Annotated in this window: 20 protein-coding genes and 1 tRNA gene; 8 read left to right on the forward strand and 13 right to left on the reverse strand. The window is 58.7% G+C overall.

Annotated elements, in window-relative coordinates; genetic code table 11:
* The first annotated feature begins 15 nt into the window (after positions 1-15).
* The 5 genes from hisA to P5689_RS14830 all read left to right on the forward strand — a co-directional run bounded on the left by hisA (position 16) and on the right by P5689_RS14830 (position 3101).
* Positions 16-1311, forward strand: coding sequence for a 1-(5-phosphoribosyl)-5-[(5-phosphoribosylamino)methylideneamino]imidazole-4-carboxamide isomerase (gene hisA, locus P5689_RS14810; RefSeq protein WP_081866806.1), 1296 nt, complete (start codon positions 16-18; stop codon positions 1309-1311).
* Complete coding sequence (gene hisF / locus P5689_RS14815; protein WP_023977239.1) at positions 1305-2066, forward strand: imidazole glycerol phosphate synthase subunit HisF; 762 nt, start codon at positions 1305-1307, stop codon at positions 2064-2066. Before hisA ends, hisF begins: the two co-directional genes overlap by 7 nt.
* A 38-nt stretch (positions 2067-2104) precedes the next feature.
* Entirely contained in the window at positions 2105-2587 is a 483-nt protein-coding gene (locus P5689_RS14820; protein ID WP_285533741.1) for a phosphoribosyl-ATP diphosphatase, read from the forward strand.
* A 3-nt stretch (positions 2588-2590) separates the two neighbouring features.
* Positions 2591-2968 carry a histidine triad nucleotide-binding protein gene (locus P5689_RS14825; protein WP_023977237.1) on the forward strand — a complete coding sequence of 126 codons (378 nt, stop codon included), beginning with the start codon at positions 2591-2593 and terminating at the stop codon, positions 2966-2968.
* 57 nt (positions 2969-3025) lie between these two features.
* Positions 3026-3101 (forward strand) — tRNA-Glu (locus P5689_RS14830).
* A gap of 58 nt (positions 3102-3159) precedes the next feature.
* On the opposite strand, the gene P5689_RS14835 is transcribed toward P5689_RS14830, so the two are convergent.
* From P5689_RS14835 to P5689_RS14890, 12 genes are all read right to left on the reverse strand, one after another.
* Positions 3160-3972 carry a site-specific integrase gene (locus tag P5689_RS14835; RefSeq protein ID WP_285533742.1) on the reverse strand — a complete coding sequence of 271 codons (813 nt, stop codon included), beginning with the start codon at positions 3970-3972 and terminating at the stop codon, positions 3160-3162.
* Positions 3973-4070: 98 nt separating this feature from the next.
* Positions 4071-4379 carry a helix-turn-helix domain-containing protein gene (locus P5689_RS14840; RefSeq protein WP_285533743.1) on the reverse strand — a complete coding sequence of 103 codons (309 nt, stop codon included), beginning with the start codon at positions 4377-4379 and terminating at the stop codon, positions 4071-4073.
* Positions 4372-4629: a helix-turn-helix transcriptional regulator gene (locus P5689_RS14845; RefSeq protein WP_285533744.1), complete on the reverse strand. Its 258-nt coding sequence runs from the start codon at positions 4627-4629 to the stop codon at positions 4372-4374. Before P5689_RS14845 ends, P5689_RS14840 begins: the two co-directional genes overlap by 8 nt.
* On the reverse strand, positions 4622-5104 hold the full coding sequence (locus tag P5689_RS14850) for a hypothetical protein (protein ID WP_285533745.1): 483 nt from the start codon (positions 5102-5104) through the stop codon (positions 4622-4624). The genes P5689_RS14845 and P5689_RS14850 overlap by 8 nt, the downstream gene beginning before the upstream one ends.
* Positions 5104-5796, reverse strand: a complete 693-nt coding sequence (locus P5689_RS14855) for a hypothetical protein (protein WP_285533746.1) — start codon at positions 5794-5796, stop codon at positions 5104-5106. The genes P5689_RS14850 and P5689_RS14855 overlap by 1 nt, the downstream gene beginning before the upstream one ends.
* Positions 5793-6239 (reverse strand): hypothetical protein, encoded by a 447-nt coding sequence (locus tag P5689_RS14860; protein ID WP_285533747.1) that lies wholly within the window; start codon positions 6237-6239, stop codon positions 5793-5795. Before P5689_RS14860 ends, P5689_RS14855 begins: the two co-directional genes overlap by 4 nt.
* Complete coding sequence (locus P5689_RS14865) at positions 6236-7225, reverse strand: recombinase RecT (RefSeq protein ID WP_285533748.1); 990 nt, start codon at positions 7223-7225, stop codon at positions 6236-6238. The genes P5689_RS14860 and P5689_RS14865 overlap by 4 nt, the downstream gene beginning before the upstream one ends.
* Positions 7222-8142, reverse strand: coding sequence for a PD-(D/E)XK nuclease-like domain-containing protein (locus tag P5689_RS14870; RefSeq protein ID WP_285533749.1), 921 nt, complete (start codon positions 8140-8142; stop codon positions 7222-7224). Before P5689_RS14870 ends, P5689_RS14865 begins: the two co-directional genes overlap by 4 nt.
* Positions 8139-8450, reverse strand: coding sequence for a hypothetical protein (locus tag P5689_RS14875; protein ID WP_285533750.1), 312 nt, complete (start codon positions 8448-8450; stop codon positions 8139-8141). Before P5689_RS14875 ends, P5689_RS14870 begins: the two co-directional genes overlap by 4 nt.
* Positions 8451-8852: 402 nt before the next feature.
* The gene (locus P5689_RS14880; protein WP_285533751.1) at positions 8853-9236 is read right to left on the reverse strand and encodes a hypothetical protein; all 384 of its coding nucleotides are present in this window, start codon (positions 9234-9236) and stop codon (positions 8853-8855) included.
* Positions 9237-9316: 80 nt separating this feature from the next.
* Entirely contained in the window at positions 9317-10216 is a 900-nt protein-coding gene (locus tag P5689_RS14885) for a phage antirepressor KilAC domain-containing protein (protein WP_285533752.1), read from the reverse strand.
* A gap of 86 nt (positions 10217-10302) precedes the next feature.
* Complete coding sequence (locus tag P5689_RS14890; RefSeq protein WP_285533912.1) at positions 10303-10653, reverse strand: helix-turn-helix transcriptional regulator; 351 nt, start codon at positions 10651-10653, stop codon at positions 10303-10305.
* A gap of 81 nt (positions 10654-10734) precedes the next feature.
* Between P5689_RS14890 and P5689_RS15575 the strand changes: the two genes are divergently transcribed.
* The 3 genes from P5689_RS15575 to P5689_RS14900 all read left to right on the forward strand — a co-directional run bounded on the left by P5689_RS15575 (position 10735) and on the right by P5689_RS14900 (position 11792).
* On the forward strand, positions 10735-10929 hold the full coding sequence (locus P5689_RS15575; protein WP_352230631.1) for a YdaS family helix-turn-helix protein: 195 nt from the start codon (positions 10735-10737) through the stop codon (positions 10927-10929).
* Complete coding sequence (locus P5689_RS14895) at positions 10926-11114, forward strand: hypothetical protein (RefSeq protein ID WP_285533753.1); 189 nt, start codon at positions 10926-10928, stop codon at positions 11112-11114. Before P5689_RS15575 ends, P5689_RS14895 begins: the two co-directional genes overlap by 4 nt.
* Before the next feature lie 207 nt (positions 11115-11321).
* The gene (locus P5689_RS14900) at positions 11322-11792 is read left to right on the forward strand and encodes a hypothetical protein (protein WP_285533754.1); all 471 of its coding nucleotides are present in this window, start codon (positions 11322-11324) and stop codon (positions 11790-11792) included.
* Positions 11793-11814: 22 nt separating this feature from the next.
* Here the strand turns inward: P5689_RS14900 and P5689_RS14905 are convergent, their stop codons facing one another.
* On the reverse strand, positions 11815-12030 hold the full coding sequence (locus P5689_RS14905) for a hypothetical protein (RefSeq protein ID WP_062164660.1): 216 nt from the start codon (positions 12028-12030) through the stop codon (positions 11815-11817).
* Between the last annotated feature and the right edge of the window lie 366 nt (positions 12031-12396).

Consider the following 12396-nt stretch of genomic DNA (forward strand, 5'->3'; position numbering starts at 1 on the left):
ATCGATGACAGTGACATGGCCGCCCTGTGCGAGATCACCACGGCGGCGATCATTGACGGGGGCGGCCTTGGTTGGCTTACGCCGCCCGGGCGGGCCGTGCTCGAGCGCTATTTCAGCGGGCTGCTACTCGTGCCGGAAACCCGGTTTTTCGTCGTGCGCGATGAAACGGGGCAGATACAGGGCTGCGCCCAGCTTGTGCGGCCTTCACGCAATAACGAGGCACAAGCCCAGACGGCGCAGATCAGGGGTTATTTCGTAGCACCCTATATGCGCGGTCGTGGGCTGGGTTATGTTCTGGCCGATGCCGTGATTGCGGCTGCCAGAGCACTGGGCTGCCGCGTGCTGAACTGTGAGGTTCCCGAGACACAGGCCTCCGCGTTGTCCATGTTCCGCTCGCTCGGTTTCGAGCCCTGGGGTACGCACCCCCTTTATGCCCGCAATCACGACGGGGTGGTACGGGGCGTCTTCATGACCCTGCCCCTCTCTCCCGAAAGTGGTGGCGCGAGACAAAAGAAACATTCCGGGAAGGATCATATCGTGGCCAGTACGGACAGCACCCCCCATCGCGCCCTCACCCTCTATCCGGCCATTGATCTGAAGGACGGCGCCTGCGTACGTCTCCGACGCGGCGAGATGGACGACGCCACCGTCTATTCCGATAACCCTGCCGCACAGGCGCGTTCTTTCGCTGAAGCCGGATGTTCACGCCTGCATGTGGTCGATCTCAATGGGGCCTTTGCCGGGAAATCGGCAAACGGTGCCGCGGTAGAGGCGATTATCGCTGCGACCGATCTGCCGGTGCAGCTTGGTGGTGGCATTCGCGATATGGCAGGCATCGCGCGCTGGCTGGAAGCCGGCCTGGACCGGGTCATTCTTGGTTCGGTTGCAGTGAAAAACCCCGGGCTTGTGCGTGAGGCCTGCAAGGCTTTTCCTGGGCGGATTGTCGCGGGCATCGATGCGCGTCAGGGACGTGTCGCGACTGAAGGTTGGGCCGAAGTTTCCGAGCTCAATGCGCGTGACCTTGCCCTGCGGATGCAGGATGCCGGCGTGGCTGCCGTGATCTTCACCGAGATCACACGCGACGGCATGCTCGAAGGGCTGGATCTGGAACAGACGGCTGATCTGGCACGTGTATTGTCCATTCCTGTCATTGCCAGCGGGGGCGTTGGTTCGGCGCAGCATCTGCGTGATTTCCGTGCGATTGCCCAGGAGGTTTCTGGACTCGAGGGCGTGATCGTAGGGCGCGCGCTTTATGACGGGCGTATATCGCTTGAGGAAGCGCTCAGCATTGTCGAGGGGGCCACATGCTGAAGCTGAGGGTTATCCCTTGCCTCGACGTCAAGGATGGCCGCGTGGTCAAGGGCGTCAATTTCGTATCGCTGCGGGATGCAGGAGATCCGGTGGAGCAGGCCGTCGTCTATGACGCGGCAGGGGCCGATGAACTGACGTTTCTGGACATCACGGCAAGCGTCGAGAACCGTGACACGATTTACGATGTGGTCCGTCGCACCGCAGAGCGTGTCTTCTTGCCCCTGACCGTTGGCGGCGGTGTGCGTGCCCCCGAGGATATGCGTAAACTGCTCCTTGCGGGCGCTGACAAATGTGCCGTGAATTCGGCCGCAGTCGTGAACCCGGACCTGATTAATGAGTCAGCCAATCGGTTCGGTAGCCAATGTGTTGTGGTCGCGATTGATGCGCGTTCCAATGGCAAGGGTGGTTGGGAAGTTTATACCAAGGGCGGCAGAGAGCCGACTGGTATAGATGCGGTCGCCTGGGCGCAGGAGGCGCAGGCGCGGGGTGCGGGCGAGATTCTGCTGACAAGCATGGACCGCGATGGAACAGGCAAGGGTTTCGACCTTGACCTTCTGCGTGAGGTTTGCGGCAAGATTACCATTCCGGTCGTCGCATCTGGCGGCGTGGGAGAGCTTGAGCACTTTGTGGAAGGCGCCAGGGCCGGGGCGAGTGGCCTTCTGGCGGCCAGCGTTTTCCATTTTGGCACATTCGGTATTGCGGGGGTCAAGGCAGCGCTTGAAGCTGCGGGACTGCCTGTGAGGCCAGCCAACTAACGCATTCTTTTCACCTTGATTTCAGACGGATGACGATCATGGCGCTTGCCACAAAACGGACGACCCGCAAGACCGAAGGAGGCGCCGGAAAGAAGGGCGTCAAGAACGCTGCGCCCAAGAGTGAGAGCACGAAGAAAGCGCAGGGCAAGAAAAACGCCGTCAAAAAGCCCGTAGCTGATCTGAGCCCGATTGATGCGCAGGTTCTCGATCGTCTGTTCGCAACTGTTGAATCCCGTCGAGGTACCGATCCATCATTGAGCCATTCGGCGCGACTTCTCTCCCGTGGGCGCAAGAAGATTGCCCAGAAGTTTGGTGAAGAAGCTGTCGAGTGTCTTATCGAGGCGGTTGCTGGCAAACCATCAGAGCTCGTCAGTGAAAGTGCGGATGTGCTCTACCATCTCATTGTGATGTGGGTGGACGCTGGCGTGACGCCGCATGATGTATGGCAAGAGTTACGCCGCCGGGAGGCTATGAGCGGTGTTGAGGAAAAGGCCTCACGCCTTGTCGAGCCGGGAGTCTGACCGATGGCTGTTGACTTGCGCCTTCCATACGACCCGCAAAACATCTTCGCGAAGATTTTGCGCGGGGAGATTCCGGTCAAGCCCATCTACGAAGATGACTTTGCCCTCGCCTTTCCGGACATCGCGCCACAAGCCCCCGTGCATGTGCTGATTATTCCCAAGGGACAATATGTCAGTGCGCAGGATTTCGGCTTGCATGCCTCAGCCGCGGAAATTGCCGGGTTTGCGCGAGCGATCTCGAAAGTCGCTGAAGCCCTTGATGTCACCGAGACGGGGTATCGATTGATCAGTAATGCTGGCGGCGATGCGGGGCAGGAAGTACCGCATTATCACGTGCATCTTTTGGCCGGCGAAAAGCTCAGCGCGAAATTAGTTCGCTAGATCCGCATTTTCCCTCTTGCGGGGTTCCGTTCGGTATCATAGAACGCACCTCGCCTCGTCCCATTCGTCTAGAGGCCTAGGACACCGCCCTCTCACGGCGGCAACAGGGGTTCGAATCCCCTATGGGACGCCATTGATAACATTGAGGTTTTTCTGTTATCCACAGGCTCCGTAAGTGTTCAAGCGAACACCTACAGATCAAAGGTCGATGTGACCTCCTCCAAATAGCTCGGGTCGAATTTTCGATAGACGTTCCACAGTGTCTTAGGATCTGTCGCCAGCCAATCCGCTGCCTGATCGATCGGCACCTTGTTCATAGCCATCCAGGAAGCCACGCTGTGCTTGAAGTGATGAGGCGTTGGCATCCACGTCAGCCCTGCTCGCTCGCAGAGGCGCTTGAACGACCAGCGCAGCCCGTACGTGACGCGCTTGCTGTTCCACTCCACTACAAAATCGCAGGTTCGCAGACGCGAAGCCTCTTCGAGTTCCTTCCTCAGGGCCGGTGCCATTGGCACGACTGCGCGCCGCTTTACCGTCAGGCTGCGCCCAGGCTCTTGAAAATCCACACGACCAGAATCGAAATGCACCCGATCCCATGTCAGTGCGAGGATTGAACCTTTGCGAGCCCCCGTGAACATGGCGAGCGCGAGGAAGATCCGGACATGGGGCGTCTCGCACGCATCGAGCAAGCGGCGGGCCTCTTGCTTGGTGAGGAAGCGATCGCGAGGCGCGCTGTCTCGTGGCACCTCAAGAACAGGCGGCTTTGTCAGATTGCCGTCCTTCCATGATTGGCGCAGCGCGGCGCGCATGACGTTGAATTCCCGGCGTAGCGTGCCGGCAGAAACCGGCTGGGGCTCGTATCCATCCAAACTCTTGCGGCGCGGATTGGGCTTGCGGACCCTGGTCGAGGCGTATTCGTTCCACTGCCGCTGACCCACCTGATCGACGCGCAGATGGCCCATCTTCTCCTTCAATGGCACTGTGCATTCGATCAGGCGCTTCATTGCCTCAACCTTGCCCATGCGCGACTTGGCATAGGCGTCCAGTGCCTCGGCAAATGATTGGCGTGAGGGGCGCTTGTGTAGAGCCTCCTCGAAGTCAGCTAGTGCCTGTCGAGCGCGGCGTTCATCCGCATAGCCCGTCGAGGTGCGCCGTCTCTTGCCGCCTTCCCACCAGACAACGCAGTACGCGCCCCGGTATAGTTCGAGAAATGGTCGGTCTGGTCGCTCGCGGGGCATAGATACAGGTCCATATAGGCTTTGAGGGCGTCGGGTTCGATGCGTGTCCCGCGTGGCCGTCTGTAGGCTTCGAGACGACCTTCCCTGATCGCCTTACGCAGTGTCTCGGGGTGATACCCCACGATTGAGGCGGCTGCGTTCACGGTAAGCAGCCGTGGCATTCCCTCACCCATCCGCCCTCTCCTTCCGATGCTCCACAAAGTCGGCATAGATCGCGGCCATGACCTCGGGCGGGGCCTTGAGCACGGCCATGACGCTGAGGACCGTGTTGATGGTGCTGTTCTGGCCCTTGATCAGAAAGCCCAGGGTGCTCGTGGAAATCCCTGCTTCCACGGCCACGCTCTCCTGCGACCGGCCTTGTGCGACGATCATCCGCCGCACCCGCTCGCCCAGGAGGCGGTTGAAGGGTGTGGGGTCAGTCATGGGAGAATTCCTGCAGCGCATAAGCATGCCCTTCCCAGAGGGCATACCCCGGCAAGTCGAGGTGCTTCATGTCCAGTCGAATATGAACACCATCCCTGTATGGCGTATCAATCACCCCAGCCTCGGAACGCGGGGAACCGCCAGGATACCTAGTCGTGCATCCCATAGGGACCGCGATGAAACGGCTACGGACTTCACCGTTTTTCTCCCTTCGGATATCAAATTCTGACAGCTCCATCACCAATTCATAGTGGCAGATGTCTCCGCACTTATCCCAGCGAAGTTGAAGCCTCGGACACGGCAGATCACTGTATCCCGCTCCATCTCGCCTAATGACAGCAAGCTCACTCGGGAGCAGGTTAAAGTCTGCTTCATCCAGCGCTCCAATAGCCCGCTTGATTGCGTCAGTTTCTCTCGGGCTCAAGTCGGGATCATTGCTGGAGATGACATCCCATGCGTAACTAAGCTTTTGCATCACTCGCCTCCCTCGCGGATGGCTGCGATACGACGCAGGGCCGCCTTCAATTCATCCCGCGCATTCGCTTGGCGGCCATTTTCAAGCCACGTCAGCGCGTTCGCTGCGGCGCCACTCCACACCTTATTCACCCCCTCCAACTCGTGCACCCGAGCCTCAAGCGCGGTGACGTTGGGGGATGCAGCATATGCGGCGCAAGTCTCGACAGTCGCGTATTTTTTATATTCCTCCACGGCTTCAGCCGCACAAACCGCCCATCTGTGAGGGGGTGGCCCACGCCTGTCGCGCACCAAAAAAACGATAGGCTCCGCCCCCTCCCTATCCTTCCGGCGCTGCTCGAAATTCGGCTCTATCTCCTGCACAAGCAAAATCAGCCCATTCTTGGCGCCGTCATATTCCTGCACGACTGTAACGGTTCCAAACAGTCTGTGTCCTGCATCTTCATCGCAGGTGCTTACATCGACGGATACTTCCATACCCTCAATGAGATCGGCAAGGCGGTCCTTATCTATCTCCGCATCTTTCCGGCGCTGTTCTGCCGCGCCTCTGGCCTCGGCTTTTCGCAGATGATCCCGAAGAAAACCCGTTAGGTTCCGGTGGTCGCCTGACGAAATGATGCACTGCGCCATCAAGTCGGCCTGCCGCTCCCGCGTCGGAAACTCCGGGCTCTCCGGCTTATGTTCGTGGGTCATGCTACTTCTCCAGCTGCAACTGAGGTGTCTGTGCTGACTATCTCGGCGCGCTCCACAAATTGGCCGATCGGTCCATAACCTTCGATAAACTGCTCCTTGCCTGAGTTTTTGGTAACCTCGTCCATTCTCTCGCTCGCTACGAGCCACCCGAGGTGATTTGCGTGTTCTGAGAGGTTATAGAAGGGCGAAAAGTTTTCCCGATATTCCTCCATGAACTTGTCTGTGAATGCGTCATCTCGCAGCTTGATATGGACGCGTAGCGAGACCTCCACCGTGTAATCACTCATCTCGTCTCTCCCCTGCGCCACTATCCGGGCGCGAATTGCATCCTGTGCCACCTGCTCTCTCGTCAGGCGGTCCGCTATTTCCTCGTCGCCGGCCTGTGCGATCTCCAGAGCCTCGAGCAAGCCGCGCTCGATCTTGTGGAAGGCTGCAGCGGTCATGCGGACACCTGTTCAGGGTGGCCGGGCGCAGTGCGGGACAATGCAGACTTCAGAGCTTGATCAACCCGGTTTGCGCCCTCGATATCTCCCTCAGCATCGAGAGATGAAATAAGGCTCGTTGCCTGATCTTCGAGGTCTTGCACTGCGGCAAATGTGGTTGCCTGCTCAAGCATTGGCACAATGTCAGTTGTCTTGTGCTCTATCCCCATGGCAGCTGCTTCGAATGCATCGACTGGCGCTTGTTCTGCAACGACTGCGTTGATGTCCATAAGCGCGTCTGTCCGCTCAATGGCGTCCCGCAAGCGATCGTCGTCACGATCGGTACTAAAGGGAAGGCGCTTGGCTAGGCGACGAATGACCGTCTTGCGCGCCATCTCATCCTTCCATTTGGCCCAAGGCCCTTTCTCCCAATAGTCATTGACGTTGCGGACCTTCTCGATCTGCTTCCACGTCATGACTTCCCTGATTGGTTCTGATCCGTCCTTAAGGCGGGCAACGGCGTAAGCCGCTACGATGTCATCAGATCCGGCTAACTCAAGATCTCTCTCGTGCTCGATCGTTTCGTTGTCCCCAAGTACGACGCGAAAACGCTCACCTCTGAAAACCACCTGTGACGATATGCTTGCAATTTGCCCGCTGTTCCTTGCCAGCTTCATGAGGCCAGCAACCATTGGCTGCCACACAGCCTCCTTGCACCGCGCCTGACTGTTCCAGCGCGGGACTATTGCGCCTTCCCGGCCATCAGGGAGCAGGCCATCCGACGCTGCCTTGACGCATTCCATAAAAAGAGACTTGGGTGAGCATTCGAGTAAGCTCGTGTTTTTCTGAACGGCGATCCGGACTACGCGCTCGAATTTCTCAAAGGGAATATGAGCCGGTAGTACTGCTTGGACTTGAGGTACGATCTTCGAAAATTCATGAGCAAATTGATCAGGCGTAATTCGTGCCACCTGACGGCGTTGTGTAGGCGCGTTGTTGTTCATCATGCGTGCTCCTTGACGGTCACGGGCGGCTCGAATGCGCCGACTTCCATTCCATCATCGTGTTGTTTGAAGGCGTAAGGCGGCAGGCTGACCATGCAGACGCGCCCCGGTTCGCCTATGCGGGGTTGATATCCCGGCCACTCGTCGCGTTTCTGGCACCATGCGAAAACGCCGCGTGCGTAGCGGTTCAGCGTCCGGCCGACCTCGATAGAGGCTAAGTCGATCTTGCAGACGGACACCAGAAACGGCGGCTCTTTCATCTGCACGATGAACCAGAAGGCGTCGGGCATCTTGCCGATGACTGCGTGATATCCGTCCAGATACCAGGCCGCCTGTTGGTGATAGCCGCAGTTCAGCATTGCCCGTGCGAAATCGTCCGGGTTCGCAGATGCGGCCGTCTTGTAATCGACCAGATAACTCCCGCTCGCGGGCACGAAGTCCGGGCGAATTCTGCACCAGACGCCAGATTCCTCGTCCTGCCAGAACATCGACTGTTCAGCCTGACCATCCTTGAACGCGAGCTTTGCCACCGGATCAGACCAAAGGGCTTCACGCATTGCCCTGACCTTCTCGGCCTCGGCCTCCAACAACGGCACCTTACCCATCTCATAGGCGGTGTCGCGCTGCTTCTTGGCGTCCGCCGTCTGGTATCCGGGCGATGCCTTCCCGTCTGCGGTCTTGCCACGCACCACGACTACGCGCTCGTCAAACAGGTGCGGCTCGAGCACCATCAGGTGGCCAGCCGTACCGATATCGAACGCACGCGAGCGCGGGCTGTTGAACTGCTTATACCGAAACATTGCCGGGCAATCCGTGACCAGTGCTCGGGCGCCTGTGCTTGACAGGCTGCCAGACGGGCAAGGGTCGGCATGATACTCGGCTGCATCCATCTCGTAGATGCCGGGTTTCGTGATGATCACGCCCCCTCTCCCTTCGCCTTGGCGAGCGCGGCAACGGCGCGCGTCAGGAGATCACGATCCTCCGGGGGCATCGTGAAAATGTCGTGCCCGAAGCGTTCGATCATCGCTTCCAAAGCCTCGGCCAGTTCCGATGTGATGGCGTTGTCGAGGCAGGTGTAGAGGGCGGTGAGAGCGTCGGAACCTCTCCTGTGCTGGTATGCCTCGGCGTGACTTTTTTCTGCATGAATTCCGTTGATGATCTGACGATCTGCCGTCATGAGACACCAAGCTATCGGCTTCGCGCTCTCCGGCGTCCATTTCCCGCTCATGAGCGCTCTCCCCACAATTCGGAAATCATTCGTCGATCTGCCGCAGTTCGCTGAGCCTCCCACTGCTGGATAAGGCTCTGGCGTAGTGGCGTCGTGTTCAGGTTCCAGGCTTCGTTGCGTAGATGCTTGAGGACTGCGTTTGCCCTCGCGAGGTCGTGTTGAGCGGGCGTCATTGTGCGACCTCCCGCACCACCGGCACGCTTGCCGACCTACCGAAGCTCTCGATGGACCACCGAAGCGACGTTGCTGCCGATCGGTCCCCGTGCGCCTGACTTATCAGGGTATCGGCGGTCGCTTGGTCGCTGCCCCGCAATGCCTCAGCAGCTTTGATGTGCAGTTCGGCGGAGGTCATGAGCCTATCATGCACGTCCATCAGGAACGGCGCGTAAATCCCGTTGCCCATCACCCTGCCCTCTGATCAAAGGCGTAGTCGCGGCGCTGCTCGCGGATCCAGTCCGCCTTGTCCCACGCTGCATCCTCGGAGTGGGCTTCGTCCCATGCGTCGATGCTGTCGATATCGCCCTGCACGCCGGCAATCGTGAGTTCGACAGCCTCGACATTTGCTTTCGCATCCGCGAGTGCATCCGCGATATGCTGCGTCGGCTGGTCCTGATTGCGCTTCTCGATCGTCGCGACGATTACTTCATGCTCGGTCTTGATCTTCACCAAGAAGGCTTTGTCGCTCTCAAGAGACGACAGACGTTCCTCGGCCTCGTTTGAAAGGTCACGGGCGCTCAGAGCGTCGATGTCCGCGTCTGACGTGCCCATCGAATAAAAGATGCTCACTTCACTTCTCCATCACTGGAAACACTGGCCGGAAACCCGGCTTGTTCGGCCCCGGCGTACCGGGGTCGCGTCAAGCGGGGTCAGGGTGCGTTGTTGATCTTCGCGACCATGCCGGGCTCAAGGCGCGGCTTCGTACGGGCTTCCTGCGCCAGCCGAACGGCCATGCGGTTGATGCCCTTGCGCGTCATCTTGAAATCGAGAACGACATGTTCTTCGTGCGTGGTCTTGTTGGTGAAGACACGCGACGTAAGGACCGTGTATCCCTGCTCGCGGCCATAGTGCGTCGGCTTGAGCTTCCCGCTCTCACGACAAGCCCAGCCCCACTGCACAACCAGATCGGCAACCTTGCTCTGACCGATCTCTAAATGGCGGCCTACATCGCGAACTCCTTTCGGCTCGGCGTTCAGGGCGCTCATCTGGTCCAGCGCTTCAGCCTTGGGCTCGGCCACATCAAGACGCTGGCGCTGTTCCTCGACCTGCTCGGTCAGATCGGCAGCGAGGCGCAGTGCTTCAGCTTTGGTCTGGGGCACGTAGAAGTCATGGGAGGCGATGGGGGCGGAAGCCGCAGCTTCGAGCTGGAGCCAGCGATCGATGATCTTCTTCCGCTTCTCTACATCGTAGCCTGTTACAAGGGTGTAAGTCAGTGAACGATCAAGATGGATAATCGAAATCATCCCGCGAGTGTTGCGTTCCCATTTGAAGGGATGCTCTTGGTCAGCCCCCCAATTGGGGGAACCCCCGAAACCCTCCTGAATAGCGCTCAGAATTGAGTCGGCATTTTCGCGTATAAATTCAGAGTGCCGATTGCGCTTGTGGTCTGGAATGCGGCGCTCAACCTCTTCGGCTCCATAGACGCCCACAAGCATCGTCTTGATATCGCGGATAACATGGTCATGCCGCTTCCCCGTCAGGTCCGCAATCTCGCGGCTCGACATAGTCAGTGCGGAAAAGGCGTCTGTGACTGTTGGCTCGGTTGCCATCTGGCTTCCCCATCGGTGGTGATGGGGTGACGTTACCAATGGTGCCAAAACACGTCAACGAAAAAATGACACCTTAGGTGCCAATTTTATTCCTTGGCTTTGCTCAGGCTTAAAATATGGAGGACGCTGTTCTGTGTCACGGCATCGGCAGAACGGAACATTTCAAGCAACGTGACTTCGGACGGCCCCTCGGCAACGGCCTTCACTGAAGCGTCATCCCCTAAGATATAAGACATGGGCACGCCAAAAACCCTTGATATTGCCTGCAAGCTATCTCTCCCCGGTTCTTTCCGGCCTGCTTCCCAGGCTGCGACCAGCGAACGTGATTTGCCGATCGCCTCCGCAAAGCCCTCTTGGGAGAGGTTCCGCTGTTCTCGTAACGTTCTAATTTGCCGGGACGTGTTCATGCAAGCATTTTCGCATGTCCGGATTTCCATGTCTGACACCACTGGTGTCTTTTATGCTTGACACCTAATGGCACCATAGGTAACGCTCCGGGCATGAAAACATTCGCTGATATGGTGAAGGAACATGGAGGAAAGCAGGCTGTAGCCGCTCTCTTCGGTGTAAGCCGCTCCGCTGTGAACAAGTGGTGCATGAGCAACCGCGTCCCAGCCACGAAGGCCGCTCTAATTGGGGAGGCCTTCAAGGTGGATCCGCACATCCTGCGCCCGGATGTTTTCCCAAACTCAGTCTTGGGAGGACGCAAATGAACGAAACCCGACGAATTGCCCTCGAATTCGCAATGCGCTTCGATGTGACAAACGCTGAAATGGCAATAGGCCAGGCACGTAAAATCGAAGCGTATTTGATGTGTGCCGAACAGACGGATGCAGCGAACAATCCTGCACATGACATGGCTATCCGCATGTTTTCCGACACGGCGGCCCGCCCATGAGCCTCCTGCACTTCCTCGAAATCATCATCCCTGCCTGCGCTGCCATTCGCCTGCTCGTCTGGGCGTCCGGCGTGACGCGGGCCACAAGCTTGGAGGAACGGTCATGAGCGCCCCAGCTACCAAGCCGCCGTTCTCCCTGACCGGCACGGTCTCCGCGCTCGACCTGCAGAGCATCGCAAGCCGCCTCGAACGCAAAGGGGGCAAGAAATGAGCGATACGAAGAACTGCGAGTGCTGCTCGCGCCTTATCGCCCGCGAAATGGACGTGTCCGACCACAACTGGAGCCGTCGCCGTTTTTGTACCGAGAAATGCCGCAAGAAAGACGAGCGCGACCGGCTGAAGGAAGAGAAGAGCAAGGCTCCCAAGAAGCGATATCACAATACGCCTATCTCCGAGGACGAAGCGAAGCAGTTCGCAGACCTGGTGAAGTCCGGCGTTTCTGCCGAAAGGGCGACGAAGCAGGTCGGGCGTTCTAGCGCCATGACGATCATGAACCGGGCTGTGGCCTTTGGCTTCATCGAAAAGCCCGAGCCCGTTGCCCCCGTTGTCGAGGACAAGCCGAAGATCACGCGCATTGACCCGCTGCCTGCAGGTTCGCCAGAGACCTGGGGCGTGATGATGCCCGGTGTCTCATGGGCCGACGCTCAACGCGATATCGCGCAGATGGGCGCGCGCTGACATGAGCGAAGCACCCTGACCATCAAATGACGACCACGACCCCCACCGCCGCCGCAAACTGCTCGACCAGACGTTGGCGCGTCTGGCCAGTCGCGTGCGGATGCAGCACCGACCAGAGGCGGGCGGCGCGCATGATGTCGAGAGCGATCACGGGCGTATCCAACCGCTGCGTGAACCTTCTCGCATCTGCCTCGACCAGTGGCTTGTCGTGCTCGTGGGTGGTGGTGTCGTCGTCCAATTCTGAACTCCCTCAAACTGCCGGTGACAAGGCAGATGATGGAGGAAAAACATGGGAAATAATCGGTCTCTCTCGGACCTATTTCAGTCTCAAATGGACCGAAATCGGTCTTTTTCAGCGAGTGCGCGGCCAATGAGTGCTGCAGCCCTCTCAATTCGAGATTCACTCCTGCAGGCCATAGCGCGCGAGTTTCGCCCTTTCAGGTCTGCAGCCGAATACCTGGCTCGTGCTGCGAACAAGACGCCACGGGCCGCAAAGAATTGGCTGTCAGGCGCCAATGCTCCCGATGCGGAAGCGCTGATCGAACTGATGGCCTCGTGTTCATCCATAGCGGACGAGGTTGAACGCCTCGTTGCTGAGCGTCGA

Origin of the sequence: Asaia sp. HumB (assembly GCF_030263835.1) — a bacterium.
GTDB lineage: Bacteria > Pseudomonadota > Alphaproteobacteria > Acetobacterales > Acetobacteraceae > Asaia > Asaia bogorensis.

Coding starts and splice junctions, on each gene's coding strand:
- P5689_RS14900 (WP_285533754.1), top strand. CDS start 11,322: ATGAGCGATACGAAGAACTGCGAGTGCTGCTCGCGCCTTATCGCCCGC.
- P5689_RS14865 (WP_285533748.1), bottom strand. CDS start 7,225: ATGATGAACAACAACGCGCCTACACAACGCCGTCAGGTGGCACGAATT.
- P5689_RS14825 (WP_023977237.1), top strand. CDS start 2,591: ATGGCTGTTGACTTGCGCCTTCCATACGACCCGCAAAACATCTTCGCG.
- P5689_RS14840 (WP_285533743.1), bottom strand. CDS start 4,379: ATGGGTGAGGGAATGCCACGGCTGCTTACCGTGAACGCAGCCGCCTCA.
- P5689_RS14890 (WP_285533912.1), bottom strand. CDS start 10,653: ATGGAAATCCGGACATGCGAAAATGCTTGCATGAACACGTCCCGGCAA.
- P5689_RS14820 (WP_285533741.1), top strand. CDS start 2,105: ATGGCGCTTGCCACAAAACGGACGACCCGCAAGACCGAAGGAGGCGCC.
- P5689_RS15575 (WP_352230631.1), top strand. CDS start 10,735: ATGGTGAAGGAACATGGAGGAAAGCAGGCTGTAGCCGCTCTCTTCGGT.
- P5689_RS14875 (WP_285533750.1), bottom strand. CDS start 8,450: ATGAGCGGGAAATGGACGCCGGAGAGCGCGAAGCCGATAGCTTGGTGT.
- hisA (WP_081866806.1), top strand. CDS start 16: ATGGCCGCCCTGTGCGAGATCACCACGGCGGCGATCATTGACGGGGGC.
- P5689_RS14855 (WP_285533746.1), bottom strand. CDS start 5,796: ATGACCCACGAACATAAGCCGGAGAGCCCGGAGTTTCCGACGCGGGAG.
- hisF (WP_023977239.1), top strand. CDS start 1,305: ATGCTGAAGCTGAGGGTTATCCCTTGCCTCGACGTCAAGGATGGCCGC.
- P5689_RS14895 (WP_285533753.1), top strand. CDS start 10,926: ATGAACGAAACCCGACGAATTGCCCTCGAATTCGCAATGCGCTTCGAT.
- P5689_RS14835 (WP_285533742.1), bottom strand. CDS start 3,972: ATGAAGCGCCTGATCGAATGCACAGTGCCATTGAAGGAGAAGATGGGC.
- P5689_RS14850 (WP_285533745.1), bottom strand. CDS start 5,104: ATGCAAAAGCTTAGTTACGCATGGGATGTCATCTCCAGCAATGATCCC.
- P5689_RS14885 (WP_285533752.1), bottom strand. CDS start 10,216: ATGGCAACCGAGCCAACAGTCACAGACGCCTTTTCCGCACTGACTATG.
- P5689_RS14845 (WP_285533744.1), bottom strand. CDS start 4,629: ATGACTGACCCCACACCCTTCAACCGCCTCCTGGGCGAGCGGGTGCGG.
- P5689_RS14860 (WP_285533747.1), bottom strand. CDS start 6,239: ATGACCGCTGCAGCCTTCCACAAGATCGAGCGCGGCTTGCTCGAGGCT.